Origin of the sequence: Streptomyces sp. NPDC000594 (genome assembly GCF_040299965.1) — a bacterium.
Classification (GTDB): domain Bacteria; phylum Actinomycetota; class Actinomycetes; order Streptomycetales; family Streptomycetaceae; genus Streptomyces.
In genome coordinates this window covers 15,024-40,216 of record NZ_JBEPCY010000013.1, presented here as the reverse complement: position 1 = coordinate 40,216, position 25,193 = coordinate 15,024, and the positions used below count along the sequence as shown (strand labels likewise).

The 25,193-nt window shown below is 73.3% G+C and carries 20 protein-coding genes; 16 read left to right on the top strand and 4 right to left on the bottom strand.

Annotated elements, in window-relative coordinates:
* Positions 1 to 40 precede the first annotated feature (40 nt).
* The 16 genes from ABT354_RS19510 (at position 41) to ABT354_RS19435 (ending at position 20,556) form a co-directional block, all read left to right on the top strand.
* Complete coding sequence (locus ABT354_RS19510) at positions 41 to 1,915, top strand: glycoside hydrolase family 15 protein (protein ID WP_351495344.1); 1,875 nt, start codon at positions 41 to 43, stop codon at positions 1,913 to 1,915.
* A complete protein-coding gene (locus ABT354_RS19505; RefSeq protein WP_351495342.1) occupies positions 1,912 to 2,961 on the top strand; it encodes a DUF6624 domain-containing protein in 1,050 nt (349 codons plus the stop codon). The genes ABT354_RS19510 and ABT354_RS19505 overlap by 4 nt, the downstream gene beginning before the upstream one ends.
* A gap of 448 nt (positions 2,962 to 3,409) precedes the next feature.
* Positions 3,410 to 4,033: an NUDIX hydrolase gene (locus ABT354_RS19500; protein WP_351495340.1), complete on the top strand. Its 624-nt coding sequence runs from the start codon at positions 3,410 to 3,412 to the stop codon at positions 4,031 to 4,033.
* Positions 4,030 to 4,914: a hypothetical protein gene (locus ABT354_RS19495; protein WP_351495338.1), complete on the top strand. Its 885-nt coding sequence runs from the start codon at positions 4,030 to 4,032 to the stop codon at positions 4,912 to 4,914. Before ABT354_RS19500 ends, ABT354_RS19495 begins: the two co-directional genes overlap by 4 nt.
* Before the next feature lie 146 nt (positions 4,915 to 5,060).
* Positions 5,061 to 5,231, top strand: coding sequence for a hypothetical protein (locus ABT354_RS19490; RefSeq protein WP_351495336.1), 171 nt, complete (start codon positions 5,061 to 5,063; stop codon positions 5,229 to 5,231).
* Positions 5,228 to 6,547, top strand: a complete 1,320-nt coding sequence (locus ABT354_RS19485) for a hypothetical protein (RefSeq protein WP_351495334.1) — start codon at positions 5,228 to 5,230, stop codon at positions 6,545 to 6,547. Before ABT354_RS19490 ends, ABT354_RS19485 begins: the two co-directional genes overlap by 4 nt.
* Positions 6,544 to 7,839, top strand: coding sequence for an MFS transporter (locus ABT354_RS19480; protein ID WP_351495332.1), 1,296 nt, complete (start codon positions 6,544 to 6,546; stop codon positions 7,837 to 7,839). The genes ABT354_RS19485 and ABT354_RS19480 overlap by 4 nt, the downstream gene beginning before the upstream one ends.
* A gap of 90 nt (positions 7,840 to 7,929) precedes the next feature.
* A complete protein-coding gene (locus ABT354_RS19475; RefSeq protein ID WP_351495330.1) occupies positions 7,930 to 10,671 on the top strand; it encodes a DEAD/DEAH box helicase in 2,742 nt (913 codons plus the stop codon).
* Between the two features lie 397 nt (positions 10,672 to 11,068).
* Positions 11,069 to 13,063 carry an ABC transporter ATP-binding protein gene (locus ABT354_RS19470; RefSeq protein ID WP_351495328.1) on the top strand — a complete coding sequence of 665 codons (1,995 nt, stop codon included), beginning with the start codon at positions 11,069 to 11,071 and terminating at the stop codon, positions 13,061 to 13,063.
* A gap of 55 nt (positions 13,064 to 13,118) precedes the next feature.
* The gene (locus tag ABT354_RS19465) at positions 13,119 to 14,393 is read left to right on the top strand and encodes an MFS transporter (protein ID WP_351495326.1); all 1,275 of its coding nucleotides are present in this window, start codon (positions 13,119 to 13,121) and stop codon (positions 14,391 to 14,393) included.
* A 45-nt stretch (positions 14,394 to 14,438) separates the two neighbouring features.
* The gene (locus ABT354_RS19460) at positions 14,439 to 15,350 is read left to right on the top strand and encodes an NUDIX hydrolase (protein ID WP_351495324.1); all 912 of its coding nucleotides are present in this window, start codon (positions 14,439 to 14,441) and stop codon (positions 15,348 to 15,350) included.
* Positions 15,344 to 16,720 (top strand): phosphotransferase, encoded by a 1,377-nt coding sequence (locus ABT354_RS19455; RefSeq protein WP_351495322.1) that lies wholly within the window; start codon positions 15,344 to 15,346, stop codon positions 16,718 to 16,720. Before ABT354_RS19460 ends, ABT354_RS19455 begins: the two co-directional genes overlap by 7 nt.
* 35 nt (positions 16,721 to 16,755) lie before the next feature.
* Entirely contained in the window at positions 16,756 to 17,832 is a 1,077-nt protein-coding gene (locus ABT354_RS19450) for an NUDIX domain-containing protein (protein ID WP_351495320.1), read from the top strand.
* A complete protein-coding gene (locus tag ABT354_RS19445) occupies positions 17,829 to 18,872 on the top strand; it encodes an NUDIX domain-containing protein (RefSeq protein WP_351495318.1) in 1,044 nt (347 codons plus the stop codon). Before ABT354_RS19450 ends, ABT354_RS19445 begins: the two co-directional genes overlap by 4 nt.
* Positions 18,869 to 19,777 (top strand): hypothetical protein, encoded by a 909-nt coding sequence (locus tag ABT354_RS19440; RefSeq protein ID WP_351495316.1) that lies wholly within the window; start codon positions 18,869 to 18,871, stop codon positions 19,775 to 19,777. The genes ABT354_RS19445 and ABT354_RS19440 overlap by 4 nt, the downstream gene beginning before the upstream one ends.
* Positions 19,774 to 20,556, top strand: a complete 783-nt coding sequence (locus ABT354_RS19435; protein WP_351495314.1) for a PIG-L deacetylase family protein — start codon at positions 19,774 to 19,776, stop codon at positions 20,554 to 20,556. The genes ABT354_RS19440 and ABT354_RS19435 overlap by 4 nt, the downstream gene beginning before the upstream one ends.
* 82 nt (positions 20,557 to 20,638) lie before the next feature.
* Here the strand turns inward: ABT354_RS19435 and ABT354_RS19430 are convergent, their stop codons facing one another.
* The 4 genes from ABT354_RS19430 to ABT354_RS19415 form a co-directional block, all read right to left on the bottom strand.
* On the bottom strand, positions 20,639 to 21,067 hold the full coding sequence (locus ABT354_RS19430; RefSeq protein ID WP_351495691.1) for a GFA family protein: 429 nt from the start codon (positions 21,065 to 21,067) through the stop codon (positions 20,639 to 20,641).
* A gap of 87 nt (positions 21,068 to 21,154) precedes the next feature.
* On the bottom strand, positions 21,155 to 22,264 hold the full coding sequence (locus ABT354_RS19425) for an NUDIX hydrolase (RefSeq protein WP_351495312.1): 1,110 nt from the start codon (positions 22,262 to 22,264) through the stop codon (positions 21,155 to 21,157).
* Between the two features lie 78 nt (positions 22,265 to 22,342).
* Positions 22,343 to 23,335, bottom strand: a complete 993-nt coding sequence (locus ABT354_RS19420) for a tetratricopeptide repeat protein (protein WP_351495310.1) — start codon at positions 23,333 to 23,335, stop codon at positions 22,343 to 22,345.
* 57 nt (positions 23,336 to 23,392) lie between these two features.
* Positions 23,393 to 24,781, bottom strand: coding sequence for a tetratricopeptide repeat protein (locus ABT354_RS19415; RefSeq protein ID WP_351495308.1), 1,389 nt, complete (start codon positions 24,779 to 24,781; stop codon positions 23,393 to 23,395).
* Between the last annotated feature and the right edge of the window lie 412 nt (positions 24,782 to 25,193).

Here is a 25,193-nt window from a genome sequence, read left to right as displayed (position 1 = left end):
CCGGCGCCGTCCGCCCAGAACCCTGAAAGAAGCACCACCCATGGCCCTGATAGAGGACTACGCGATCGTCGGCGGAATGCGCACCGCCGCCCTCATCTCGCGCACCGGCACGATGGAATGGCTGTGCCTGCCCCGGTTCGACTCGGCGGCCGTCTTCGCCCGCCTCCTGGGCAGGCCGGAGCACGGCGGCTGGACCCTCGGACCCGCCGTCCCGGAAGCCGCCGCCCCCCTGGCCGCGTCCCGGCGCCGCTACCGCGGCGACAGCCTCGTCCTGGAAAGCGAGTGGAACACCCCGGACGGCACGGTGCGCGTCACCGACTTCATGCCCCCGCACACCAGCGACCGGAACGAGCCGCCGCGGCTGGTGCGGATCGTCGAAGGGATCACCGGCCTCGTGCCGATGCGGTCCGAGCTGCGCCCGCGCCCCGGCTACGGCGCCGAGCTCCCCGGGATCTTCCCCGACGGGGACCGCATCGCGGTGGTCTTCGGAGCGGACGCCTGGTGGCTGGACGCCGAACCCCCCACCGAGTACAACGAGTCCGGGGTGCTCGCGTCCGAGTTCACGGTCGCCGAGGGGGAGCGCTTCGCGTTCACGCTGACCTGGCACCCCTCCCACGCCGGCAGCGCCCCGCCGCCCGACCCGCACACCGAACTCGCCGCCACCATGGCGTTCTGGAAGGGCTGGGCGGCCCGCTGTACGTACGACGGGCCGGACCGGGATGCGGTGATCCGGTCCCTGATCACCCTCAAGGCCCTCACCTACGCCCCCACCGGGGCGATGGTCGCCGCGCCGACCACCTCGCTTCCGGAGGAGATCGGCGGCGCCCGCAACTGGGACTACCGCTTCACCTGGTTGCGCGACAGCGCTCTCGCCGTCACCACCCTCGTGCGGTCCGGGTACCTGGAGGAGGCGCGGGCGTGGCGGGCGTGGCTGGTGCGGACCGTCGGCGGCGATCTGGAGAACCTCCAGATCATGTACGGCATCGCGGGTGAGCGCGACCTCGCCGAGCGCGAACTGAGCCATCTGCCCGGCTACGAGAGCTCCCTGCCGGTACGGGTCGGCAACGGCGCCGCCGCGCAGCTGCAACTGGATGTGTTCGGCGAGGTCGTCGACGCGCTCGACGCCGCCCGCCGCCACGGTCTGGAGCCCTGCCCGCGCGCCTCCAAGCTGCAGGTCCGGCTCGTCGAGGTGCTGGAGGCGCGGTGGCGCGAGCCGGATGAGGGGATCTGGGAGGTCCGCGGTCCGCGGCGGCACTTCGTCCACTCGAAGGTCATGGCCTGGGTCGCGCTCGACCGTGCGATCCGGCTGGTCGAGTGTGGCGACGCCACCGGCCCGCTGGAGCGGTGGCGCCGGCTGCGGGACGAGATCCACCGCGAGGTGTGCGAGAAGGGATACGACTCCGTACGGGGGACGTTCACGCAGTCGTACGGGTCCCCCGAACTCGACGCGTCCCTCCTGCTCATCCCGGCCATGGGCTTCCTGCCGCCCACCGACCCGCGCGTCGTCGGCACCGTGAAGGCCGTCCAGCGCGAGCTGTCCACGAAGGACGGGTTCCTCCTGCGCTATCCCACAGCCGGCCCCGGTGCCGGGGTCGACGGCTTGGAGGGCGACGAGGGCGCCTTCCTCGCCTGCTCGTTCTGGTTGGTCGACGCCCTGGCCGCCATCGGCCGCGCCGACGAGGCGCGCGTCCTGTTCGAGCGGCTGCTCGCGCTGCGCAACGACGTCGGGCTCCTCGCCGAGGAATGGGACCCCCAGCGGCGGCGGCAGGTCGGGAACTTCCCGCAGGGCTTTTCGCACTGGGCGCTGTGCGACAGTGCCGTCGCGCTCGCCCGGGGCACGGGGCCGTTCGTCCCCGGCCAGCGCGCCCACCTCCCGTCCGCCGCCCAGCGGGTGAATCCGGCGGTGGTCGCATGACCGGGCCCGGCACGGCACTCCCCGGGCCGCCGTCCGGAGCTGCTGAAGCGACCGCGGGGTCCGGACCCGTCGCCGTCCTCGCCGAGCCCGTTCTCGTACCGGACCAGGCCGCCGTCCTGGCCATGACCGGCTGGGGCTTCGCTCACCAGGACATGGCCCGCGCACACGACTGGACCCCGGCCCAGGTGACCGGTCTCCTGGGGGAAGCGGTCCGGGCCCTGGGCGCCCAGAGCCCGGCGGAGGCGGTGCACATCGCGTACGAGCTCGATGTCCTGCCGAGACCGACCCGGCGTCCGGACACCGGCGGGTGGAGCCCGCTGGACCTGCGGATCTGGCAGGCGCTCACCGCCCATCCGGACGTGAGCCGGATCGCGAAGGCACTCGGCCGCGACGAGGCCGCCGTGGCCGAGACCATCGACTCCCTGCGCGGCCGGACCGGCGCCCGGACCGCGGCGCACCTGGTCACCTGCGGGCACGCCCTGGGGATCCTGGGCCGGCCGAACCCGCACGATCCGGACACCGATCTGGCCACCCTCACCCACCCCGTGCTCGCGCGGGACCTGTTCCAGCGGGCGACGAGCGCCCAGCCGGGGTGGACCGCCCTGCTGACCGACGAGATGCCCGCGAAGCAGCGGGCCGCGCTGCGGGAGACCGACCGCGTCAACACCGCCTGGCTCCTGGGCGTTGTGGACCGCCACGGCTGGCCCGGCGACCATCTGGTCGGCCGCACCGGATCCCGCGCGGCCTGGCTCCTGGCCCTCCACGCCCCCTCGGTCAGGGAGCAGCGCTTCCTGCTCACCGCGATGGCCGTCGCCGTCGGCCACGGCGAAGCCGACCGCGCGCAGTGGGCGCGGCTCTACGACCAGGTGTGCGTGGCCACAGGGCAGCCTCAGCTCTTCATGACCTATCCCGCGACCGACCACGCGCGCCACCTGACACCGGCGCCCGAGCTGCTCAACTCCCGCCGGGCGGCGGCCGGTCTTCCACTGGAGCCGTCGTTCCCGAGTGCGTACGCGCACCCCGATGCCGAGGTGATGGTCCGGTGACCGCGAACCCCACCAGTACGCAGCCGGACCCGGAGACCGCGGGGGCCGGAAGCCGTACCCCGGCCGTCCTGACGCCGGGCGACGGCATGCCGCACCGTCACCCGGGCGCCCTGATCCTCGGCGCGTGGCTGCGCCAGCGGCGTCTGGCCTCACGGCTCTCCGCGGGCGAGGTCGCCCGTAGGGTCGGGGGCGGGCTGAGGGGCGGGCGGCTGGAGCGCATGGAAGCCGGGCACGCCCCGCTCTCCGTCGCCGCGGCGCTCGCCCTCGCCCGCGCGGTCGGGATCGGCGACAAGGCCCGGCTCGCCGTTGTGGCGGACCTCGCGGAGTACAGCGAGCCGTCGTTCACCGACGGCCGCCCGGGGGCACGGGAGCGGCTTCTTGGGGTGGAGGCCATCGCCGAGGAGATCGTCGCGGTCGCTCTGGGACCGTTGTGGCCAGCGCAGTGGGCGTGGGACCCTCCGGTTCCCCCGTCCGCCGGGCGGCCGGAGCCCCGGCCCTCACCGCGCTCGCCGACCGAGCCGAGGCCACCGCCCTCGTTGTCGGCATCGCACCGTTCCTCAGCCGGGAGCTGACCCATCTGGCGGGCGCCCTGGGCCCTCTGAACTCCCGCGTCACCCTTCCCGGCGGGCGGGCCTTGTACGTGGCCGAGGGGTACGACCCCGTCTACCGCGCCCCCGGGAGCACGACGCGCGCCGCGATGAACGGCCTTCTCGACGCCACGGTGCGGGGCTTGGAGACGGTGGTCGCCGTGGTCCGCCACAGGCACGACGTGCTGCTGGTTCCGGGCCCGCAGGGGCTTCGCCCGCCGCTGACCGTGCGGGGCGAACGGGAGTCCGTGGCCCAGGCCGCCGCCCGCGCGGTGTGGGAGCAGACCGGGTACGCCGCGGTCGTCACCCATCACCTCGACACCCCGGCGGGTACGCCCCGGCATGTCCTGTGCGCCGTCCCCGGCGCACTGGAGCAGCACGGGCCCGATGCGGAATGGGCGCCGGCCGACGCAGTGCCTGGCCTGCCGCCTTTCCCTCACCCCGTGTCCGGCGCCCCGGACGGATCAGGAGATCACGGAGCATGACCGCACAGGCCACCGTCACGAAGCTCACGGTCCACGCGTGGAACCTTCTGAACGGCGGGATCGACGGTGCCAGCGAGAGGCGGCGGCTGGCCCAGGTCGAGAGGATGGCCTCCTGGGGCTCGCACTTCCTGTGGGTCACGGAGGCCACCGGATGGCACCAGCACGGGGGCTTCCGGTTCCAGGAACTCGCCGACCGCACGGGAATGGCGTTCCTCCCGCCGATCACCAGCTGGGCGGGCGACGGATTCAACCACTCCGTCCTGTACTACCGGCCCGGGCTCCTGCGCGTGGACAGGAGCCGCCCCGGGCCGGCGGGCACGTTCCATCACGGCTGGGCGCGCGCCCAGTTCGACGTCGCCGGGACCCCGCTCCTCTTCCTGGGGACCCATCTCGCCCATGCCTCCGGCGCTGCCCGCCTGGCCGAGGCGCATCATCTCGCCGACTACGGACAGCGCTTCGGTGACTGGCCGGAAGACGCGGTCCTCGTCGGGGACATGAACTGCGCCGACCACACCGACCGGAAACCGGCGAAGTGGAGCGACATCCCGCTCAACCTCCAGCACCGCTACCGCACCATCGGGCCGGACGGCCTGTTCGGTGACGACTACGACCGCAGCCCCCGGAACCTGCTGCTCGCCTCGGGCTGGCGCGACCCCCAGGCGGACGTGGCGGCCGTCCGTGAACCGACGACCGGCTACTGGTACGCCAACGAACAGGTCCCGATGCGGCTGGACCAGTCGCTCGTCACCGGGCCCCGTATCGAGGTCGTGGACTACCGCACCCACGTCGACCCGGAGCTCGACCAGTTGTCCGACCACCGGCCGACCGAACTCGTCATCCTCCTGCACCCGTCCCCCGACGACTACTGCCGCGCGGCGTGACCGCCGCAGAACCGCCCCGGGAACGCCCGCGCCCGAGGGCCCAGGGCGGCCCGTCCGGGTGAACGCCGAAGTGCCGCCCCTGACCGTGAACGCCGACGCGGCGCCCCGCCCGTCTCGACCGATGACCGTACGAGGAGAACCGGCCTATGGCCATCACGACCCCCAAGACGATCACGCTGATGCTGCTCAACCTGGAGCACGACGGCGGCCCGGAAGCGGTCTCCTGGGTCCTGCCGGAACGGTGGCTGCGCACCCACCGGGAGTTCCTGGCGCCGCGCCGGCACAGCCCGCTCGACCACTGGGAGCTGGTGGCGTGAACAACCCCGCCACGAACGGCACCCCTGCGGACGGCCCCGACGCCGCCTACGCCCAGCTGGAACCGGCAGCGCAGCGCGTCTACCGGATCCTCGGCGCCCTGCCCCTCCCGGTGGTCGACGCCGAGGTCGCCGCCGCGGCCTGCTCCCTCTCCTGGGCCGAGGCCGACTGGATCCTCCAGGTCCTCGAAGAGGAGGAGCTGATCGAACACGCCGAGCACCCGGGGGACAGCAAGGACCGGCTACCGCAGTACCGGTACGCAGAGGCGGCCCGGACGCACGCCGCAGAACTGTCCGACGGGGAAGAGGTCGCCGCGCTGGACCGGCTGGCCGCGTGGATCCTCGTCTGCGCCCGCGCCGCACAGCGCGAACTCGCCCCCCACCAGCTCCAGCCCGGTCTTCCGCCGCCCGGTGCGCATCAGGGCGGAGCCGGGCTGGACTTCCCGTTCCACCCGACCGACCACCCCGCGAAGCTGAAGTGGCTGGAACGCCAGGGCCCGAACCTCCCGCCTCTGCTGGCCGCTCTGGAGGAACGCGGCCGGCCCGATCTGATCTGGCGCATCGTCGACGGCTGGTGGCCGCTCTTCCAGCGCCGCCGCCCGCATCCGCTGTGGGCGGACGCGCACCGGGCGGGGCTGGCCGCCGCCCGTACGGACGGCGACCGCGCCGGGGAGCGCCGGATGCTCCTGTCCGGCGCGATCGGCCTGCTGGACGCCGGGCAGCACGGGGAGGCGGCCGACTGGAACACGGCCGCACGGGACGCCGCGCAGGCTGAGGGGGATACGCGCGACGAGGGCCAGGCCCTGTACGGGCTCGCCCTGGTCCGCCTCGCCAAACAGAGAGTGGAGGACGCGACGGCGCTCGTCGCCCAAGCGCTGACGCGGTGGGAGTCGTGCGGCTACCGGCGCGGGGAAGCGCTCGCCCAGATCGTCCTGGCCCAATGCGTGATGGGCGATCAGCCCCGGCGGGCCGTCGACCTGCTGACCTGCGCGCGCAAGACCCTGGGCGCCGAGCCCGGTTCCGATCACCACCGGGTCCGGGCCCGGGCGCTGCGCGGCCACGCCCTTCTCCTCGCCGACGACCCGGCCGCCGCGCTCACCGACCTGGAGACGGCCCAGAGCGAGTTCCCCGGCGACGACACCTCGACCTGGCCCGCCCGCACCCGGGCCCGGCTGAGCCAGGCCCGGAAGGCCCTGCCGCCCGGCCAAGGTCCCGCCCTCGCGCCGGATGCCCCCGCAGCGCCCCCGGTGCCGCCCGCCCCCGACCATCCCAGCCCCGGTAACGGCACCGGGGCCCGGGCGGAGGGGGAGCGCCGGTGACCACCTCCGTCACGGGTACGGCAAGGCCCGCGCCGCCGGGGCAGGACCGCGTCTTCCTCGCGTACTGCACCGGGCAGGCCGCCTCCTGGGCGGGCTCGGCCGTGCACGCCGTCGCCCTCCCCGTGGTCGCCGTCGTCGAACTCGCCGCCACCCCCGGCCAGGTCGCGGTGCTCGCGGCCCTTGTCACCATGCCCGCGTTCCTGTTCTCGCTGCCGGCCGGGGCGATAGCCGATGACCGGCCTAAGCGGACGATCATGATCGCCACTGATCTCGCGTCCGCCGCCACCGTCACCGCCGTCCCGCTCTGCTGGGCGTTCGGCGCCCTGACCATGCCGGTGCTGTACGCGGTAGCGCTGCTGCTCGGCGCCCTGACCGTGTTCCATCAGGCCGCCGCGCTCGCTGCGGTGCCCGAACTCGTCTCCCTGGAACGGGTGCCGGAGGCGAACGCGCGCCTTGTCGCGGCTACCTCCGTTGCCGACACCGCGGGCACTGTCGCGGCCACCGCGCTGATCGCCCTGGCCGGAGCGGTCCGGGCGCTCGTGGCGGACGCGGTCTCCTACCTGGTCAGCGCATGGTGCGCGACCCGGCTGCCGCGCACGCCCCCCGCCGCGGACCCGGCCTCCGGGCCACGCCCGGGGATGGTCGCCTCGATCCGCGGCGGGATCGCCTTCGTGATGGCCCATCCGCTGCTGCGGCCCCAGATGCACGCCCTGGTCGTCTACGGCATCGCCGAAGGCTTCGTGGCCACGTTCTGGGCGTACTGGCTCCTGACCCACGTCGAGACGGGGAGCACGGGGCTCGGACTCATCATGGGCGCGGCAGGTGCCGGAGGGCTCGCCGGGGCGCTGGCCGCGCCCCGCCTCGCCGACCGGTGGGGGCCCGGCCCGCTGCTGATCGCCGGGCACCTCGCCTACCCGCTCGGCGGGCTGCTGCTCCTGGCAGCGGGACCGGGCACGGGCTGGACCGGGATTCTCGCCGCCGCGGCGGCAGTGCAGATGGCAATCGCTTTCGCGGCCGGGACGACCCAGCGGACCCTCCGCCAGCACCTGACCCCGCCCCATCTCCAGTCCCGGACACAGCAGGTGTCGATGTGGGTCACCTCCGGCACCAGACCGTTCGCGGCGCTCGCCGCCGGCGCTCTCGCGTCCGCCACCGACGTGAGGACGGCGCTGACGGCCGGAGCCGTGCTCCATGTGATCCCGGCCGGGATTCTCCTGGCCTCCCCGCTGAGGGGTCTGGCCGTGATGCCGGAGACACCGGGGTCCGGACGGCATGGGGCGCCGGGTGGCTGACCTGTCCGACCACCTTGAGTACGGCGGGCGGCGGGACGGCCTGCCGAGCGGCATCGAAGATCAGAAGGCGGAGAAGGAACTGTGGTTGTTGTGGCGAGGCCGTTGTGGCAGCACCAGCGTGAGGCGTTGAAGGATCTCCGGGCGGAGTTCGCCGCGCGGAACCGGGCCACCGGGGTGATGGCGTGCGGCACGGGGAAGACGCGGGTCGGGGCGGAGACGGCGCAGGCGGTGTCGCCCGGCCGGCCGGTGCTGATCGTGGTCCCCACCCTGGATCTGGTCGCCCAGACCGTCACCGCGTGGCTGGAGGGCGTCGGGCGGCAGGCGCTGGGCCGGGTCATCGCGGTGTGCGGGGAGAAGGAGGTCATGGACCGGGACGCGGCCGACGACCTGGCCGGTCTCCAGATCGAAGTGACCTCCGACCCCGGTCGTCTCGCGGAGCTGCTGCGCGAGCACCGCGGGCGCGTCACCGCGGCCATCACCTATCAGAGCCTGGACAAGCTGGTCGCGGCGCACGAGATCAGGGGCGTGCTGCCGTGGGGGCTGGCCGTGGTGGACGAGGCGCACCGGTCGGCGGGGCGTGCGGGGCGGAAGTGGTCGGTGATCCATGACGATGTCCGGGTGCCCGCGGCCCGGCGCCTGTACCTGACGGCGACCCCGCGTCTGGTGACGGTGGGGGACGGTGACCTGTCCGAGGTCGCCAGCATGGACGACGAGAAGGTCTTCGGGCGGGTCGCGCACCGGCTGTCCTTCGCGCGGGCCCGCGAGCGGGGTCTGCTGGCCGACTACCGGGTCGTCGTGTGCGTGGTCACGGACGAGGAGATGCACCGTCTCGCCACCCGGCGGGACACGTTCCTCCAGGTCGGGCGGACGGCCGTGTCGGCGTCCATGCTGGCGCGGCAGGTCGCGGTGCTGCGGGGGGCCGACACCTACCAGGTGGGGCGGATGCTCACCTATCACCGGCGGGTGGCCGACGCGCGCTGGTTCTCCCAGACCCTGCCCGGGGCCGGTGCGCTGCTGGGCCGGCCGGACGGGCTGGCGACCGGGTTCGTCCACGGTTCCCAGCGGCGGGCGCAGCGGCGGGCGGAGCTGGCGAAGCTGGTGGACGACCGGCTGGAGCGGGTGGTGATCTCCAACGCCAGGGTCCTGTCCGAGGGGTACGACGCACCGGCGGTGGACGGGATCGCGTTCATCGACGCCCGCAAGTCCACGATCGACACGGTGCAGGCGGTCGGGCGGGCGTTGCGGCTGGGCGGGAAGAAGGACAAGGTCGCGCACATCTTCGTTCCCGTCGTGATGGAGCCGGGGCAGGACCCGGTGGAGGCATTGCAGAGTTCGGCGTACGCGCCGGTGTGGCAGGTCGTCAGTGCGCTGGCCGCCCACGACGAGGCTCTCGGCGCGGAGCTGGACGCGCGGCGCCGGGACCTGGGCCGGGGCGGCCCGGCGGGCGGGGAGGGCACCTTGCGGGAGCTGCCGCGGTGGCTCCAGTTCGACGGGATTCCCGTGCCGCCCCGGTTCGCGGAGGCGATCAGCGTCGCCACGGTCCGCTCCACGACGGCCTCCTGGGAGGAGCACCTCGGCGCCGCGGCGGCCTACCGTGCCGAGCACGGCGATCTGCTGGTGCCCACCGCCTTCGTCAACACGGCCGGCCTGGCGCTCGGGCAGTGGGTGCAGTGGGCGCGCCGGCTCAACACGACCGGCAGGCTGTCCCCGGCCCGGCAGGATCAGCTCGACGAGCTCGGCATGGTCTGGGACGTCCTCGACGCGGACTTCTCCCGGTTCCTCGCGGCGGCCACCGCCTATCACACCCGGCACGGCGACCTGCGCATTCCGCGCGGCTACATCGCCCCGGGACCCGACAGGCTCGCGCTCGGGGGATGGATCAACAATCTCCGGTCCCGGAAGAACAAGCTCAGCAAGGAGCAGCACAAGAAGCTGGATGAACTGGGCATGATCTGGGCGGTCTTCGACGAGGACTGGAAAAAGGGAATCGAGGCGGCGCGGCGATATCACCAGCGCCACGGCCATCTTCGTGTCCCCCGGGATCACGTCGAAACGGACGGCAGGGGCAAGAAGGGCTTCCCGCTGGGGGCCTGGCTGGCAGGAAAGCGGGAGCAGCACAAGAAGCTGTCCCCGGAGAGGATCGCCGACCTCGACGCGCTGGGGATGATCTGGAACAAGTGGGAGGACCAGTGGCGCCGCTCCTTCGAAGCCGCACGCGCCTTCCACGCTGGTCACGGCCACCTCGACCTCCCGGCACACCACACCGTCCAGCTCCCGGACGGCGATCTCGACCTGGGAGCATGGCTGTCCCGGCAGCGCGCCGAGATCGAGAACGGAACCCTCAGCCCGGAGCGCGCGGCGGCGCTCGAAGGACTCGGCGTGAAGCTGATGGGAACACACGAACGGTCCTGGCAGCGGGGCATGGCCGCCGCGCGCGCCTATCACGCGGAGTTCAAGAACATCAGCGTTCCGGCGCGCCATGTGATACGTGACGGCGATGGCGAGGAATTCAATCTCGGGGCCTGGATCTCGAAAGTCCGGGACCGCCGCATCCGCGGAAAGCTGACCGCCGGGAGAATCGCGGAACTCGACGCCCTGGGCATGGTCTGGAGCGTGACCGAAGGGACCTGGGAAGTACATCTGGCCGCCGCCACCGCGTTCTACCGGACCCACCGGCACCTGAGAATCCCCCACAGCCATGTCACCGGCCCCCCGGGAGAACTGCGGCTCGGCTCCTGGCTCAGCCGCCAGCGGACCGATTTCCTCAAGGGAAAACTCTCGGTGAACCGCATCAAGGCACTCACGAAGATCGGCATGCGATGGCCGACGTGACCAGCCGCCCCGGCCTACGTCACCCGCCGGCGCTCCTGCTGTGTCCCCGGCCCCGGCACGCCCCGCGACACCGGCCTGCTGGCACCGCGCCGGGACCCGGCCCGCAAGAACGGCGTTTCGGCCAACTCCCCCTCTCCATGCGGACCAGGCGGGACACGGCCCCGGACACCCCCGGCACCGTGCTCCCCAGCACCGCCGGAAGAGGTTGCCGACCGAAACACGTGTGTTCGAAACAGGTCCCCGTCTCGTTGTTCCGGATGCCGCCGCACCAGCGGTATCCCCCGACCCCGGAGACCGCCCGTCACACCCATCCCGCACCGGACCAGGAGCAATACGTGGAGTCCACGAACCGAGCAGGAACAGAACGTCAGGGCGTGGCGGCCGAGGGAGCCCGCCGGTGAGCGAGAGCGTGGTGAACAGCACCGTTCCCGGCCCGCGGGGCTCCAAGGGGCTGGGCCTGCCGCCGTCGCGGGTTCCCGCCGGCCCGGACGACGACGGCGATGTGACGGACGGGATGACGACGGCGTTCTGGGCGCTCCATGACGGGGCGTCCGCGAAGGCGAGCGTCGGTCAGATCCTCGGCCGGCTGCCGCAGATCGTGCGGCAGGTCGGCGCTCTGGCGTGGCGTGCCGACCGCCGTGCCACCGTGCTGGTGGTCGTTCTCCAGCTCGCGTCGGCGGCGATGGCCGCGTTCGGGCTGGTGGCCTCGGTCGGTGTCCTGCGCGAACTGTTCGGGGCGGGGCCCACGCCCGACCGGATCCGCGCCGCGGTCCCCCAGCTGGGCCTCGTCGTCGCCCTGCTGTCGCTGCGGGCGCTGCTGGAGGCCGGGGTCGCCGCCACCGAGGCGCGGCTCACACCGAAGATCCGTATCACGCTGGAGTCGGAGTTCTACTCGCTGGCCGGGCGGGTGCGGCTGGAGGCCGTCGAGGACCCCGAGTGGCACGACGCCGTCCACCGCGCCTCCGACCGGGGCCTGTTCTACGCGCGGCAGATCGTCGGGAACGTCGTCGCGGTCGCCGCCGCCGCTCTGGACATCGTCGCCACCGCGGGCGTTCTCGCCGTGCTCCACCCCCTGCTGATCCTCATGCTCCCCCTGTCCGTCCTCCCCGTCGGCGCCGCCGCCGTACGCTCGGCCCGGGACCGCTTCCACTCCTACATGAGGTGGAACGCGATGCAGCGCCGATTGCGGGTGTTCACCTGGTTGCTGCTCGACCAGGACTCCGCCGCCGAGCTGCGCTCGACCACCTCCCAGGACGCGCTGCTGGACGAGCACCGGCGGATCGCGGAGAAGATCGCCTCCGAGGACACCCGGCTCGGGGTCAGCGCGGCCCGCGTCACCCTCGCCGGGCGCGCCTTCGGCGGGCTGGGCGCCGGGCTCACCTACACGGCACTGTGCCTGATGCTGCTGGACGGCTGGATCCCCCTCGCGGTCGGCGCCGGGGCTGTCCTGGCCATCCAGTCCGGCCGCGCGTCCTTGACGACGTTCGTCAATCTCGCTCATCTCGTGTTCGAGAACGCGCTGTGGGTGTCGGACCTGCAAGCCGTGCAGGCCCATTGCCGCACCCGGCTGCCCCGTACCGGCGGTCTCCCCGCCCCGCAGGAAGTGGAGGAGATCCGGCTCGACGAGGTCACCTTCGCCTACCCCGGCAAGGACACCCCCGCCCTCGACGGCATCAACCTCACCCTCCGGGCCGGGGAGACGATCGCGTTCGTCGGCGCCAACGGGTCCGGCAAGTCGACCTGCGCGAAACTGATCGCCGGGCTGTACGACCCGACGGCCGGCACCGTGTCCTGGAACGGGACGGACGCGCGCGAACTGGACCCGGTCCAGCTCCACCAGCAGGTTGCCATGGTCCTCCAGGACCCGATCCACCTGCCCTTCACCGCGCTGGCGAACATCGCCGTCTCCCGGGGCACGATCACCACCGCCGAGCCCGCACAAGCCCACGCTGCGGCCGTCGCGTCCGGCGCCGACACCGTCATCGCCTCCCTGCCCGGCACCTGGAAGGCGCTGCTGTCCAAACGGTTCGCGGGCGGCCAGGAACTCTCCGCAGGCCAGTGGGCCAAGATCGCGGTCGCCCGCGGCCTCTACAAACAGGCGCCCGTCCTCCTCCTCGACGAGCCGACCGCCAGCATGGACCCCCGCGCCGAGCACGCGGTGTACCAGGCCGTCCTCAGCGGCACCCGGCGGCCCGGGCAGATCACCGTCCTCATCTCCCACCGGCTCGCCTCCGTCGTCGAATGCGACCGGATCTACGTCTTCGACGGCGGGAAGATCGTGGAGTCGGGCTCACATGCCGAGCTGATGAAGAAGCGGGGCGAATACGCGCAGATGTTCGCCCTTCAAGCGTCCGGATATCAGGGAGCACCGGCCGGGGCGGAGGAAACGTGATCCCGGAACCCCGAATCCCGCCCCGGGTGGGCACCTTCGCGGAAGAAGCCCACCGGTGACACACCAGGCCGCCGCCGCACCGCCCCCCGGGCGCGGGTTCACCGCCTACCTGTGGGGTGAATCGGCGAGCCTCGCCGGGAGCGCGGTGTCCGCCGTCGCGCTCCCGGCGCTCGCCATCCTCCACCTGGACGCCACACCCGGCCAGGTCGCCGTCCTCGCCGCCCTCAACCATCTGCCCGCGTTCGTCCTGGCCCTGCCCGCCGGGGTGATCGCCGACCGCACGTCGAAAAAGCATCTGATGATCTGGTCCGACCTCACGGCGGCCGGCGCGGTCACCGCCGTTCCGGTCGCCGCCGCGCTCGACGCCCTGTCGATGGGGGTGCTGTACGCGGTCACGGTGGCCACGGGGTCGGCCGGGGTACTCCACCAGGCCGCCGCCATCGCCCTCGTCCCCCAGCTCGCCGCCCCCGGCGAACTGCACCGGGCCAACGCGCAGGTCGGGGCGACGTTCGCCGTCGCGGACAGCGCGGGCACCTACCTCGGTACGGCGCTCGTCGCGGCCCTCGGCCCCGCCCGCTCACTGATCGCCGACACCGTCTCCTACCTGGTGGGGGCGTGGTGCGCCACCCGACTGCGCCCCGCACCCGGACCGCCCCCGGCCGAACGCCGGTCCCTGGTCCAGGAGATCGGCGAGGGCCTCACCTACACCGCCCGCACCCCGCTCGCCCGCATCCTCGTCCTCGCCCTCGTGATCACGAGCGCCGGCGCCGGGCTCGTCTCCACCTTCTGGGCCTACCACCTCCTCACCGCGCTGGACATGGGGACGACCGGCCTCGGGGTGATCATGGGGGTGTCCGCGCTGGGGGCGTTCGCGGGGGCGCTGGCCGCGCCCCGGCTCGTCGCACGCCACCAACCGGGGCGGGTGCTGCTGGCCGGGTTCGCCCTCTGTCCGCTCGCGCACCTGCCGCTGCTGCTGGCCCACTCGGGGCCGGGTTGGATCGCAGTTCTGGCCGCCGCCGGGGCCGTGCACATGGCGGGGGCGGCGTGCGCCGGCTGCACGCAGCGTTCCGTACGGCAGGCGATCTGCCCTCCCACGCTCCAGGGCCGCGCGCAGCAGACCTCGACCTGGCTCATCACCGGCACCAGACCGTTCGCCGCCCTCGCCGCCGGGGCCCTCGTGGCCGTGTCAAGCGTCCCGGCGGTGCTCACCGCGGGCGTCGTGGTGTCGGCCGTGCCCGTCCTGGTCCTGTGGTGCTCGCCCGTCCGGTACCTGGCCGCGATGCCCCTGCCCGGCGGGCAGGCCGCCGCGGTGGAGAAGGCGCGCCCGTGACCACCACCCCGTCCGTACGTTCATCCCCCTGGAGGAGGCAACCCCGTGTCCGACGATTCCCTTGAACCCCTCGGCACCGCTGCGCTGCTGGTCAACCCGGCCGGTCAGTATCTGCTGCATCTGCGCGACGCCAACAAGCCGTGGATCTGCGACCCCGGAACCTGGAGCATCCCGGGCGGAAACCGGAAGGAGGGAGAGCCGTCCCGGCGCGCGGTCGAGCGGGAGCTGATGGAGGAGACCGGACTGGCCTTCAAGGACCTCGTGCCGTTCACCGTGGTCGAGACCCTCGCACCCGACGGCCGCACCAGGAGCCGGATCCAGGTCTACCTCGGCACCTGGGACGGGAACGCCGACACGATCCCCGTCACCGAAGGGATCATGTACCGCTGGTTCGACGCCGCCACGATGCGGTGGCTGACGATGTGTCCGTGGACGAAGGAGGTCATCGACCTCCACCAGGCCCAGCCAGGTACGGGGCCCGGGCCTTGGCCCTCGGCCGCGCCGGCCCCCGGCCGGCCGAGGACCGCGCTCCACATCGTCGGCGGGCACCTCTATCTGGAGCGCGACGGCCACGTCTTGCTGGGCAGGCGCCACCCGGACGCCGCCTTCGGCGCGGACCTGCTTCACACCTTGGCCGGGCACGTCGACGACGGCGAACCGGTACGGCACTGCGTGGTCCGCGAAGCCCGCGAAGAAGCCGGACTCACCATCGACCCCGCCGACCTCACTCTGGTGCACACCGTCCACATGCCCGGCGCCCCGGGTGCCGCGCCCCGGCTCCAGCTCTTCTTCCGCGCCCGGCGCTGGGAGGGGGAGCCGCAGGTCATGGAGCCTGAGTGCACCACCGTCTGGGAGTGGTGGCCGCGCGAAGCGCTCCCGGACGACCTCGTCCCCTACACCCGCGCGGCGATCGACGGCATCGCCGCCGGCCGCGCCTGCACGGAGCTGGGATGGTGACGGGGGTGTACCGGGAGCCGGTCGATGTCCATCTGGTCCTGCGCCGCGACACCGCCCTCGGTCCGGAGGTGCTGCTGTCCCGACGGGCCGGAACGGTGTACGCCGCGGGGCTGTGGCATCTTCCGTCCGGGAAGCTCGACGGGCCGCACGAGGACGTCGTGACCGCGGTGATCCGCGAAGCGGCCGAGGAGACGGGCGTGGTCATCGCCCGCGAGGATGTGCGCGCGGCGGTCACCGTCCATCACCGCGCTCCGCACGGCGGCTCCCGGATCGGGGTGCTGTTCGAAGTGCGGCGGTGGGAGGGCGTTCCGGCGGTGCGGGAGCTGGCCGTGTGCGACGCGATGGGCTGGTATCCGCTGGACGCCCTGCCCGTGCCGATGGTCGCGTACTGCCGCGCCGGACTCGACGCCTACCGGATTGGCGCCCCGCTGGCGGTCCATTTCCAGGATCCCATCGACGCGATCGTCTACGACCCGGACGCGGACCGGCTGGAAGCGATCGGCTCCCCGGAGCCGGGCGGCCCTGCGCCGGCGGTGCGGGAGTTCGCCGAGCGGGCGGTCGGCCGCGTCACCTCCTGGACGGACCTGTCCTGGGCCCGGGAAGACAGCCGTGTCTGGCGCGCCCGCACCACCACGGGCGGGACGTGGTGCGTGAAGGTGCACCAGTCCGACCGCTTCCAGGAGCGGGAGACGGCCGCGTACCGGTCCTGGGTCCCCGCTCTGGGGGCGGCGGCGCCCCGGCTGGTCGCGGCCGACCCCGGGCTGCGGGCCGTCGTCTTCACCGCGGTCCCCGGCCGGCCGCTGTACGGCGCCGTCCTCGAACCCGGCCGGGAGCGGCGGGTCTTCCACCGGATCGGACGCCTCGCCGCCCTGATCCACGCGAGCGCCCCGCCCCGGCCCGGGACCGGTGGTGCCCCGGCGGCGCTGCGCAAGCTGGAGCGGCACCTCGTCGGTGCCCGCACCCGCCTCGTCCCCGGGGACGAGGCGTTCATCCGCACCGTGGCGGAGAAGGCCGCCCGGCTGCCCGCCCTCGACCTGGTCCCGACCCACGGCGACCTCCAGCCGCGCAATCTTCTCCTCGGAGAGGGCGACGCCGTCCGGGTGGTCGATTTCGAGCGTGCCCAGGAAGGCCCGGCGGTACGGGACTTCGTCCGCCTCGCGGACTCCTGGGCGGACAGGCCCGATCTGCACGAGGCGTTCACCGCGGGGTACGGGCGCCCGCTCACCGGTGCGGAGGAGCAGCACCTCGCGGTCGAGTCGATGCTGGATGCCGTCTCGGGCATCCAGTACGGCGCCCGCCACCACGACCCGGAGCTGGCCGAGCGCGGGCTGCGGACCCTCGTGCGGCTCCGCGCCGGCCGCACCACCTGACCCCCGACCAGGACATACCGAGCAAGAGGAGTGCCATGGGTTATGTGAGACAGGACGAGTGGGAGGGGCACTTCGCCCGCAGGGAGGGTTTCCGGCCGCTCGGTGAGCGTGAGCGGGCGCTGCTGGCCGCGCGCGTTCCGGCCCCGGCCGGAGGTGGGCGGGCGTTGGACGTGGGCAGCGGCACGGGTGAGCTGGCCGCCCATCTCGCCTCAGTCGGCTACCGGGTGGACGCCGTGGACTTCGCCGCCAGCGCTCACACCAGGGCCCGCGAGGACCATCCCGGCGACGGGCGGGTGCGCCGGCTTGTGCTGGACATCGAGCACGACACGGCCGGGCTGAACCTCGACGGGTACGACTTGATCACGCTCCGGCTCGTGTATCCGTTCCTCAACGACCGCACGCGGGTGCTGCGCGAGTTCGGGGAGCGGCTGCGGCCCGGCGGCGCGCTGGTGGTCATCACCCCCACGGCCGAGGACGTTCCGGAGGACCGGCGGGACATCGCGCTCGACGAGGACGAGATCGCTCTGCTGAGTGAGGGCTGGGAGACGGCCGAACGCATGGACGCGGACGGGCTCGCCATGCTGATCCTGCGCGGCCCTCGGCCGGCGGGCACGAGGGCGGTGGAGAAGGGCACACCTGCCGGGCACGCCCTGATCGGTGCCCTGGCCGTGGTCACCGACAGCACCGGCCGGGTTCTCCTCGGCCGGTCCGCCCAAGGCCCGTGGGAGCTGCCCGGCGGGAAGAGCACGGGATCGGAAAGTCTCGCCGCCGCGGCGGTACGGGAACTGGCGGAGGAGACCGGGCTGGTCGCCGCACCTGACGACGCGGTCGTGGTGACGATGCTCCTCGACTCCATCGCAGGGGTGCCGCGGCTGACCGCCGTGGTCCGCGTCACCGCCTGGACCGGGACCCCCACCCTTCTCGAACCGGCCCTGTTCACACGGTGGGAGTGGCACGCCCCGCACACCCTGGACACCGCGGGTGAGGTGTTCACCCCGGCCGCGCACGCGCTGGACGCCATCTGGCCCGGGATCATCCCCGGCCTGCCGCCGGTCACCTCCTACCCGCTCGCCATCGACCCGCCCCTGCGTCTCCCGGTGGAGGGCTCATGACCCGGGGCCTCCTGCCGGTGAACGCCTCCGCCCTCCTCCGCAACAGCGAAGGCGAGTATCTGCTGCATCTGCGGGACGACGTCCCGGGTATCTGGGAGCCGGGCGCGTGGTCGCTGCTCGGCGGCGGACGCGAACCGGGTGACCGGAGCCTGGAGGACACCGTCCGCCGGGAACTGCGCGAGGAGGCCGGGCTCGACCCCGGCCCGCTGGAGCCCTTCGCCGTCGAGTACGCCACCGGCGCCGACGGCACCACGACGGTGCCGATCCAGATCTTCACCGGCCGCTGGGATGGCGACCCGGACAGGCTCCGGCTGACGGAGGGCGTCATGCTGCGGTGGTTCCGGCCGGAGACGATGCCCCGGCTGCGGATGGCCGCCACCACCCTCGAACTCATCTGCCGTCACGTCGCTCTCACCACCCCGTCCTCGCCGGAGACCGGTCTCCGGGTGTCGTCCCGGCCGCGCACCGGCCGGCCGCCCGTCGCCCACGCCGCGCTCGGCGTCGGGGTCATCGTCCACGGCCCGGCCGGGGTACTCCTCGGACGGCACCGGAGCGGCGCGATCGAGCTGCCGGGTGGCGCGGTCGAGCCGGATGAGCCTCTGGAGAGGACGGTGGTGCGCGAGCTGGCCGAGGAAACCGGGCTCACCGCCCGCGAGGACGACGTCCACCTCCTCGGGCTGCTCCTCGACACCGCCGTCGGCGTCCCCCGGGCGACCGTGGCCGCCCTCGTCACCACCTGGTCCGGTGAACCTTCCGACCAGCCCGGCGAGAAGGTCGGCACCTGGCGCTGGCACCCCCTCGACGCCCTCCCGGACGGCCTGTTCATCCCCAGCGCCCAGTGCCTGACCCTGTGGCGCCCCGACCTGCCCATCGACCACCCCCCGGCCCGCCACTACCCCCTGCGCACCCCGCCCCGGACCACCAGCTCCCCGCCCGGTGGCCCGTACTCCGGTGCGGAGCCGGCGACCGCCGGAGAACGGTCCGGTACCGGACCGTCGGCTCCGGGCATCCGGCCGCCCGTTCCCGGAGCGCGGTCATGAGCACCCCGGCGGAGACCCCGGGCAGTGCGGTGGCAGTGTTCACCGCGCCGAAGGAGCACGCGGACCGGGTACGGATGCGGCGCGCCCACGCCCTGGCCGCCCGCACCCTCGGCGTGACCGTGCGGGGGCGGGAGGTGTGGGGGTGGCAGGGCCGCACCCTGTCCCGCCGGGCCGCCAACCGCTGGCTTCGCGTGGTGAGCGCCCCGCAGGACAAGCGGGGCGGGAAGCTGTGGGAGGGCAACGTCCTGGCGGACACGCTGGTGCCGCGGTCGGTGCCCCGGCCCCGTGTTCACGACGTGCTCGACTGGACCGATGGCGGCCACGCCTACCGGGCCGAACTCACCGAGTACATCCCCGTCCCAACCGTGACCTCCGGCACCCCAGTTCTCGACCGAGGCCTTGTGCTGCCGGACGCCTGGTGGGCGGAGCTGAAGGCCGCCCTCGGCATCCTCGCGCGCGTGCCGACGGAGCGGGCGGCAGTGCGGCAGAGCTGGATCGACCGCAACTTCGAGCGCTTCCTCGGCATCCCGCCCATCAGGGTCACCGCCTGGACCACCGGACACGCCGACGTGCACTGGGCGAACCTCACCCACCCAGTCCTCACGATCTTGGACTGGGAGGGTTGGGGCCGCCTTCCCGTGGGCTACGACCTGGGCATTCTTCATGCATACTCCCTGCCCACACCGGCGGTCGCCGCCCGGATCCGGCACGAGTTCGCCCACATCCTCGACACCCCGGAGGGCCGTATCGGAGAGCTGGTCGCACTCGGGCAACTTCTCCAAGCCTCTTCCCGGGGCGTCCACCCGAACCTCGGGTCGCTTCTGGCGTCCTGGGCCGAACAGCTCACCGGCGTTCCCGTCCCGCCGCATCCGGCTCCTTCTGCGAGACAGGACCCCGTACCGTGACCTCTTCCACGCCCCCGTCGCTCCCGTCCGTGCTGGGGGTGTTCGCGCACCCGGACGACGAGTCGTTGCTCGCCGGCGGCGTCCTCGCCCGGCACGCCGACCGAGGAGCGCGCACCGCCGTCGTCACCGCCACCTGGGCCGAGGACAGCCCCCGCGCCGCCGAACTCGCCGACGCGCTCGCCGTTCTCGGTGCCGGACCGCCGCGGATGCTCGGCTACGGCGATGCCCGCAATCCGGACGCCGCGCCCGGAAGTACCCGGCTGGTCGACGCGCCGCTGGACGATGTGGTCGGCCGGCTCGTGGCCGAGATCAGGCGATTTCGGCCGGACATCGTCATCGGACACGACGCACTGGGGCAGATGACCGGGCATCCTGACCACCGGCGCACCCACCAGGTCACCGTCCTCGCGGTCGAAGCCGCCGCTCTCGGCGCCCTCCATCCGGAGGCCGGGGAGCCGTGGACGGTGGGCGCGCTGTATGCGGCGACGCACCCGGACTCCGGCGTCGGTGATCTCGCGCCGCTGCTGGCCGGGGTGGGGAAGAGCCTGCTGACCGTCCCGGACGCGTACGTTACCGCGGCGGTCGACGTGACGCCCGAGGTGGGACGGAAGTGGCGGGCGGTCCGCGCGCACCGCAGTCAGCTGGAGCGGCCGAGGCCGCTGCCCGCCCTCCTGGACCGCCTGAACGAGGAAACCCGGACGCGGATCTTGGGCACCGAGTTCTACACCCGCATCGGGCCGGCCCCCGGCGGGGGCGCCGTCCGTCTCCGGGAGCTCTGACCCCGCCGTGCTTGCGCGGTTGCTCAGGCGAGGGCGCTTCGGGCCCGGGTCCGGTGGCTGGTCGGCTCGCAGGGCCGGGGGGTCAGCCGGCGCTGGTGTGCTGCTGGGTGTCGGGGACTTGGGGAAGCCAGGTCACCGCGGTGTCGCGGAAGGACTGGTTCACCGGGACGAGGTCGTCGCCGTCGGGATGGTCGAGGGCGGGGAGGTTGACGCCCATCCAGGTGTCGCCGTAGTCGTGGGCGGCGACGTGGCTGCCGCAGTCGGGGCAGAAACCTCGCTTCGTCTCGCCGGGGAAGGTGTCGTACCACCTCGGCTCGCCGCTTTGGCCGGTCCAGGTGAAGCCGTCGAGAGGGAAGGCGACCCACGACATCATGGGGCAGCCGCCGCGTTTCTGGCAGTCGGGGCAACTGCAGGTGTGAGGGTAGTCCGGCACGCCCCTGGCGGTGAACCGGATCTTCCCGCAGTGACACCCACCGGCACGGACGGCAGCAATGTCGGAAGTATCGTTCATCAGCGCATCTTTCTTGTTCTGCAGTGCAGTTGGCGTTCCCAGTGTGTCATCGCCCACCTGGTGACACAGAGGGCGAAATGCAGGGGCCTACAGCTGCTCCCCGGACCGCGGGAGTTCGGTGAACGGCTGCCGGGCCGCCATGGGCAGGCCGAGCCGTTCACGGCCGGTGTGGACAGCGTCGAGCTGACGGACGCCTTCCGGCCCCCAGTCGAAGAGCTCCCGGATCTGCTCGGGTGTGGCCAGAAGACGGGCATAGGAATGGCCGGAGACCGGGTCACGGCGTTCAGGGCCGAAGGACATGATCCGCCCCGCCATCCGGATCCGGGCCCGAGGCCGGCCGCCGGGGGCGCTGTCGTCGTGGAGGTGGCCGAGGCCGATCAGTTCACCGGTCTCCACGTGGGCCTCCTCAAGGGCTTCCCTGCGGAGCGCCGCCGCCGGATCACCGCCGTCACCGGGCTCCAGCGTTCCGCCGGGCAGGCAGGCGGATCCCGTGTCGAGGCCGATGAGGACGAGCGCGCGGCCGTCCGGGGCGAAGAGCCAGCCCCAGGACTGCGTCGGGGGCAGTCCGGGCGGCATCGGACTGTCTCTCCATGGCCAGCGCTGGGGCTTGCGGGCGGTACGGAGGACTTCCAGCCGGTCCAGGACCCCGGGTGTGGTCGGCGTGCCGTCTTCCAGCAGGGCGGTCGTTCCGTCGATCCGGGCGCGGAGGGCGGACAGGGCCCGGCGGGCGTCGCCCGGTTCCATGTGGCGGTTCAGCTCGGCGGGTTCGATCCAGTGGACGGCGGTGATCTCGCTGTCGGGGAGGCGGATCGCCGCGATGCGGTCGGCGTTCCAGGTACCGCCGTCGTAGACGTGGAGGATCTCGCCGGGGAATCGGGTGTCCGGGTGGAAGCCGGGGGTGGTGGACGGCACCCAGTCGACGGCGAGCCCGCGGGTCACCGGCTGGTCGATCCCGAGTTCCTCCAGAAGCTCGCGCCTCGCCGCGTGGGACGGCGGCTCGCCAGGGTCGACGGCCCCGCCGGGCAGGAGCTTGACGTCCCGGTAGTCGACGGACTGCAGGAGGATCCTGCCGGAGGTGTCCGTGATCAGGACGGAGACGCCCGCCCACAGTGCCGCGTCCGTACGCGATGCCCCGTACTGCGCGTGCGAGATCCGAGCGGACGCGTTCTCGTGGACCCGTTCTTCTGTTGGCGCCATGGCCCTTCATTCCCCGGATCCGGCAGCGCCCAATCCCTCTCGGGCTTCCGGTGCGGGCACGGTGCGGGCGCGGCCCTGTCAGACGCCGAGGGCGCGGACTTCCTCGGTGAAGTCCCTGACCAGGGGGAGGCCAGGGTGGTGCCGGTGCAAGTGGGCGTCGAGTTGCCGGGCACGCCCGCGGACGGACTGGACGGTCCGGTCGCCGGTGAGGGCCTGGCGGGCGGTGGCGATGGCTGCTTCGGGTTCGCTGAGCGCTGTCTGGGCCGTGGCGAGGTCGAGCTGGGCGATGGCGAGCCGGGTCGGCGCGCGGGTCGGGCCGGGTGTGGCCTGGTAATGGGTGATGGCTTCGGTGGCAGCGGTGCGGGCGCGTTCGTGGTCGCCGAGCCAGAGATGGGAGGAGGCGTCGTAGGAGATGATCCGGACGGCGTCGACGGCGAAGAGCCCGGCGCCGTGGAGAGGTAGAGCGGCGCGGCGGCGGTGCGCTGCGGCGGCTGCTTCGGTGAAGGCCGACCGGTTGCCGAGCCGGGCGTGGACGCGGGCGAGCTGGGCGGTGAGGCGGATTGCCGCGTGGCTGTCGCGGGGTGCGGTGGCGAGGCCGCGGGTGATGGCGGTGAGCGCGTGGCGGGGGTGTCCGGCGTAGAGGGCGTCGGTGGCGCGGACGTCCTCGGCCCACGCGGCCACCTGGGGGGCGCGGGCGCGGTCGGCGAGTTCGCGGGCCTCGTCGCAGAGCTGCTGGACGAGTGGGCGGTGGCCGTGGTCGTGGGCGATCCAGGCGGCGGTGACGGTGAGCATGCCCGCGTGGTGGGCCAGTTCGCGGTCTTGGCGCGGGGTATGGCGGCGTTCGCGCAGGAGGGTGCGGGCGTGGCGGCGGTGGGCGGCCACTGCGGTCCGCAGGGTGTGCGGGGGCTGGGTGGAGTACTGGGCGCTGTAGGTGTGGACGGCTGACTCGAGGTCGGTGATGTCCGTGGGGCCCAGTGGTGTGGCGTGCGCCGGGGCGGTGCCGGCTGCGAGGGGGGCGAGCGCTGCGGCGCTGATGGCGGCGAGGGCGGAGCGGCGTTTCACGGGGTTCATTCACCTTCCCGGACGGGCGGGGGCGGAGGGGGAGTCTTGGCCGGGTGGCCTGGGGTGTCATGCTCCGGCGAGCGCCTGGTTGCTCGTGGTCAGGAAGGCGGTGACGCGTTGGTCTTTCTGCCAGGGCTGCAGGGCGTGGTTGATGTTGCGGATGTAGTCGTGGGCTCGGGCGGAGCGGACCTGTCCGAGGATGTCCACGGCGCGTTCGCCGAGGGCGAGGCCGCGGTCGAGGTCGCCGGCCTGGAGGTGGGTGGCGCTGACGACCGCGGTGCGCAGGCCCACCGCGCGGGTGTAGACGCCGGCGGGCATCGGCAGGGCCTGCCGGCTCCAGCGCAGGGCGGCCTGGGGGTTGCCGAGGTGGTGGTGGATCTCGGTGGCGTCGGTGCTGAGCCGGGCGTGGGTGAGGTAGGTGAGCCACTGGGGGTCGCGGGTGTGGAGCTGGATGGAGTCCAGCAGCCTCTCCGAGGCCGCCAGGGCGGTGATGGCGCGCTTGGCGTCCCCGGCGCGGCCGTAGGCGCGCGCGGCGGCAAGTTTCGCGAACGCGAGGACGCGCGGCGCCGCCTGGTGCTTGGCCCGTTCGTAGGCGCCTTCGGCCATGTCGATCGCTTCGGCGGTGTGGCCGCGAAGGAAGCTGGCCAGGGCCATGGTGGCCAGCACGTAGGAGCCGGCCTGGACGTCGCCGGCGCTGCGGGCGAGGCGCAGGGCCTGGATGAAGTGGCGCTGTGCCGCGTCGTGCTGGCCCATGTCGACGGCTGACCAGGCCGCGATCCGGGCGAGTTCGGAGGTGACGGTGCACAGTTCCGCGCCGATGTGCTCGGTGTAGGAGCCGCGGAGCAGGGGGGCTGCGCGGTGCTGGAGGCAGTCCAGGACCGAGCTGGATTTCCAGTTCCCGCCGCCGTACTTGGAGTCCCAGCGGCGGGCTTCCTCGGCTGCGTCCCACAGCTCGTCGAGGTCGGCGCGTCCGACGCGCCGTCCGTCCTCTCGCGCTGTGGGCGGGTCGGCGGGGTCGGCGAGCCACCGGTGGACGGGGCTGGTGAACGCGGCGACGGCGAAGGGGCCGCTGCGGGTGAGGAGGGTTCGGCGGTCCACGGTGCTCCAATACTGGGCGGCGTTGCGGAGTGCTTCTTCGGGGTCCCGGGGAAAATCCAATCCGATGTCCGGGCCCGAGGTGTCCGGCGCGCCCATGCCGATCTCGTGGAGGGTGACCCGGCGCCCGAGCCGTTCCCCCAGCGTGGCGGCGATCAGGGCGGGCACGGGCGGGCGGGGGATCATCCCGCGGTCTATCCAGTTCGAAGCACTCGTATGGGTGTATCCCCGTGGAGTTCCGGCCAGTGCGCTGAGGTCGTTGACCCGTTTGGCGAGTCCTTTTCTGCTCATGGCGGCGGCGTCGAGGAGCTGTTCGAGGTCGCGGTTCGGATTCCTGGGCCGGCGGTGTTCCGCGGGCATCTCGGACCCCTCTCACGAGGCGGCGCCCCGGTGGTCGGTCGTTTCCCCGTCCGGGTTTCGAGCGTAGAGGCAGGGGCCCACGGAGCGCAGCCTCTCTGCGATGTGTATGCCCCCTCGTGTGCCCTCCTGCCGCAGCGGGTCCGGCGGTTTCCTGTGAGTCCCCCGGCCGGGAAGGCGGGGCAGCCCCGGAAGGCGGGGGCCGTCCGGGCCGCCGTGTGCTGCGGTGCGCCGGCCGGGGACTCGTTCAGCCGCTGCGGCGGGGCTGCGACCAGGTGAGGGAGGCGCGGTGACGACAGGTCATCTCCGAGGGAAGCAGAGGTCCGGTGGTGCGCCGGTCCGCGGAAGCGGACCGGTGAACGCGCGGGCGGCGTGGGGGTGGGGCGTGTTCTCGGCGCTTCGCACGCCGGCCGGG

Excerpts from the sequence above, each read along its gene's own strand:
- ABT354_RS19490 (WP_351495336.1), top strand. The coding sequence starts at position 5,061 with ATGGCCATCACGACCCCCAAGACGATCACGCTGATGCTGCTCAACCTG.
- ABT354_RS19430 (WP_351495691.1), bottom strand. The coding sequence starts at position 21,067 with ATGAACGATACTTCCGACATTGCTGCCGTCCGTGCCGGTGGGTGTCAC.
- ABT354_RS19505 (WP_351495342.1), top strand. The coding sequence starts at position 1,912 with ATGACCGGGCCCGGCACGGCACTCCCCGGGCCGCCGTCCGGAGCTGCT.
- ABT354_RS19450 (WP_351495320.1), top strand. The coding sequence starts at position 16,756 with ATGGGTTATGTGAGACAGGACGAGTGGGAGGGGCACTTCGCCCGCAGG.
- ABT354_RS19420 (WP_351495310.1), bottom strand. The coding sequence starts at position 23,335 with ATGAACCCCGTGAAACGCCGCTCCGCCCTCGCCGCCATCAGCGCCGCA.
- ABT354_RS19455 (WP_351495322.1), top strand. The coding sequence starts at position 15,344 with ATGGTGACGGGGGTGTACCGGGAGCCGGTCGATGTCCATCTGGTCCTG.
- ABT354_RS19495 (WP_351495338.1), top strand. The coding sequence starts at position 4,030 with ATGACCGCACAGGCCACCGTCACGAAGCTCACGGTCCACGCGTGGAAC.
- ABT354_RS19440 (WP_351495316.1), top strand. The coding sequence starts at position 18,869 with ATGAGCACCCCGGCGGAGACCCCGGGCAGTGCGGTGGCAGTGTTCACC.
- ABT354_RS19510 (WP_351495344.1), top strand. The coding sequence starts at position 41 with ATGGCCCTGATAGAGGACTACGCGATCGTCGGCGGAATGCGCACCGCC.
- ABT354_RS19415 (WP_351495308.1), bottom strand. The coding sequence starts at position 24,781 with ATGCCCGCGGAACACCGCCGGCCCAGGAATCCGAACCGCGACCTCGAA.
- ABT354_RS19425 (WP_351495312.1), bottom strand. The coding sequence starts at position 22,264 with ATGGCGCCAACAGAAGAACGGGTCCACGAGAACGCGTCCGCTCGGATC.
- ABT354_RS19445 (WP_351495318.1), top strand. The coding sequence starts at position 17,829 with ATGACCCGGGGCCTCCTGCCGGTGAACGCCTCCGCCCTCCTCCGCAAC.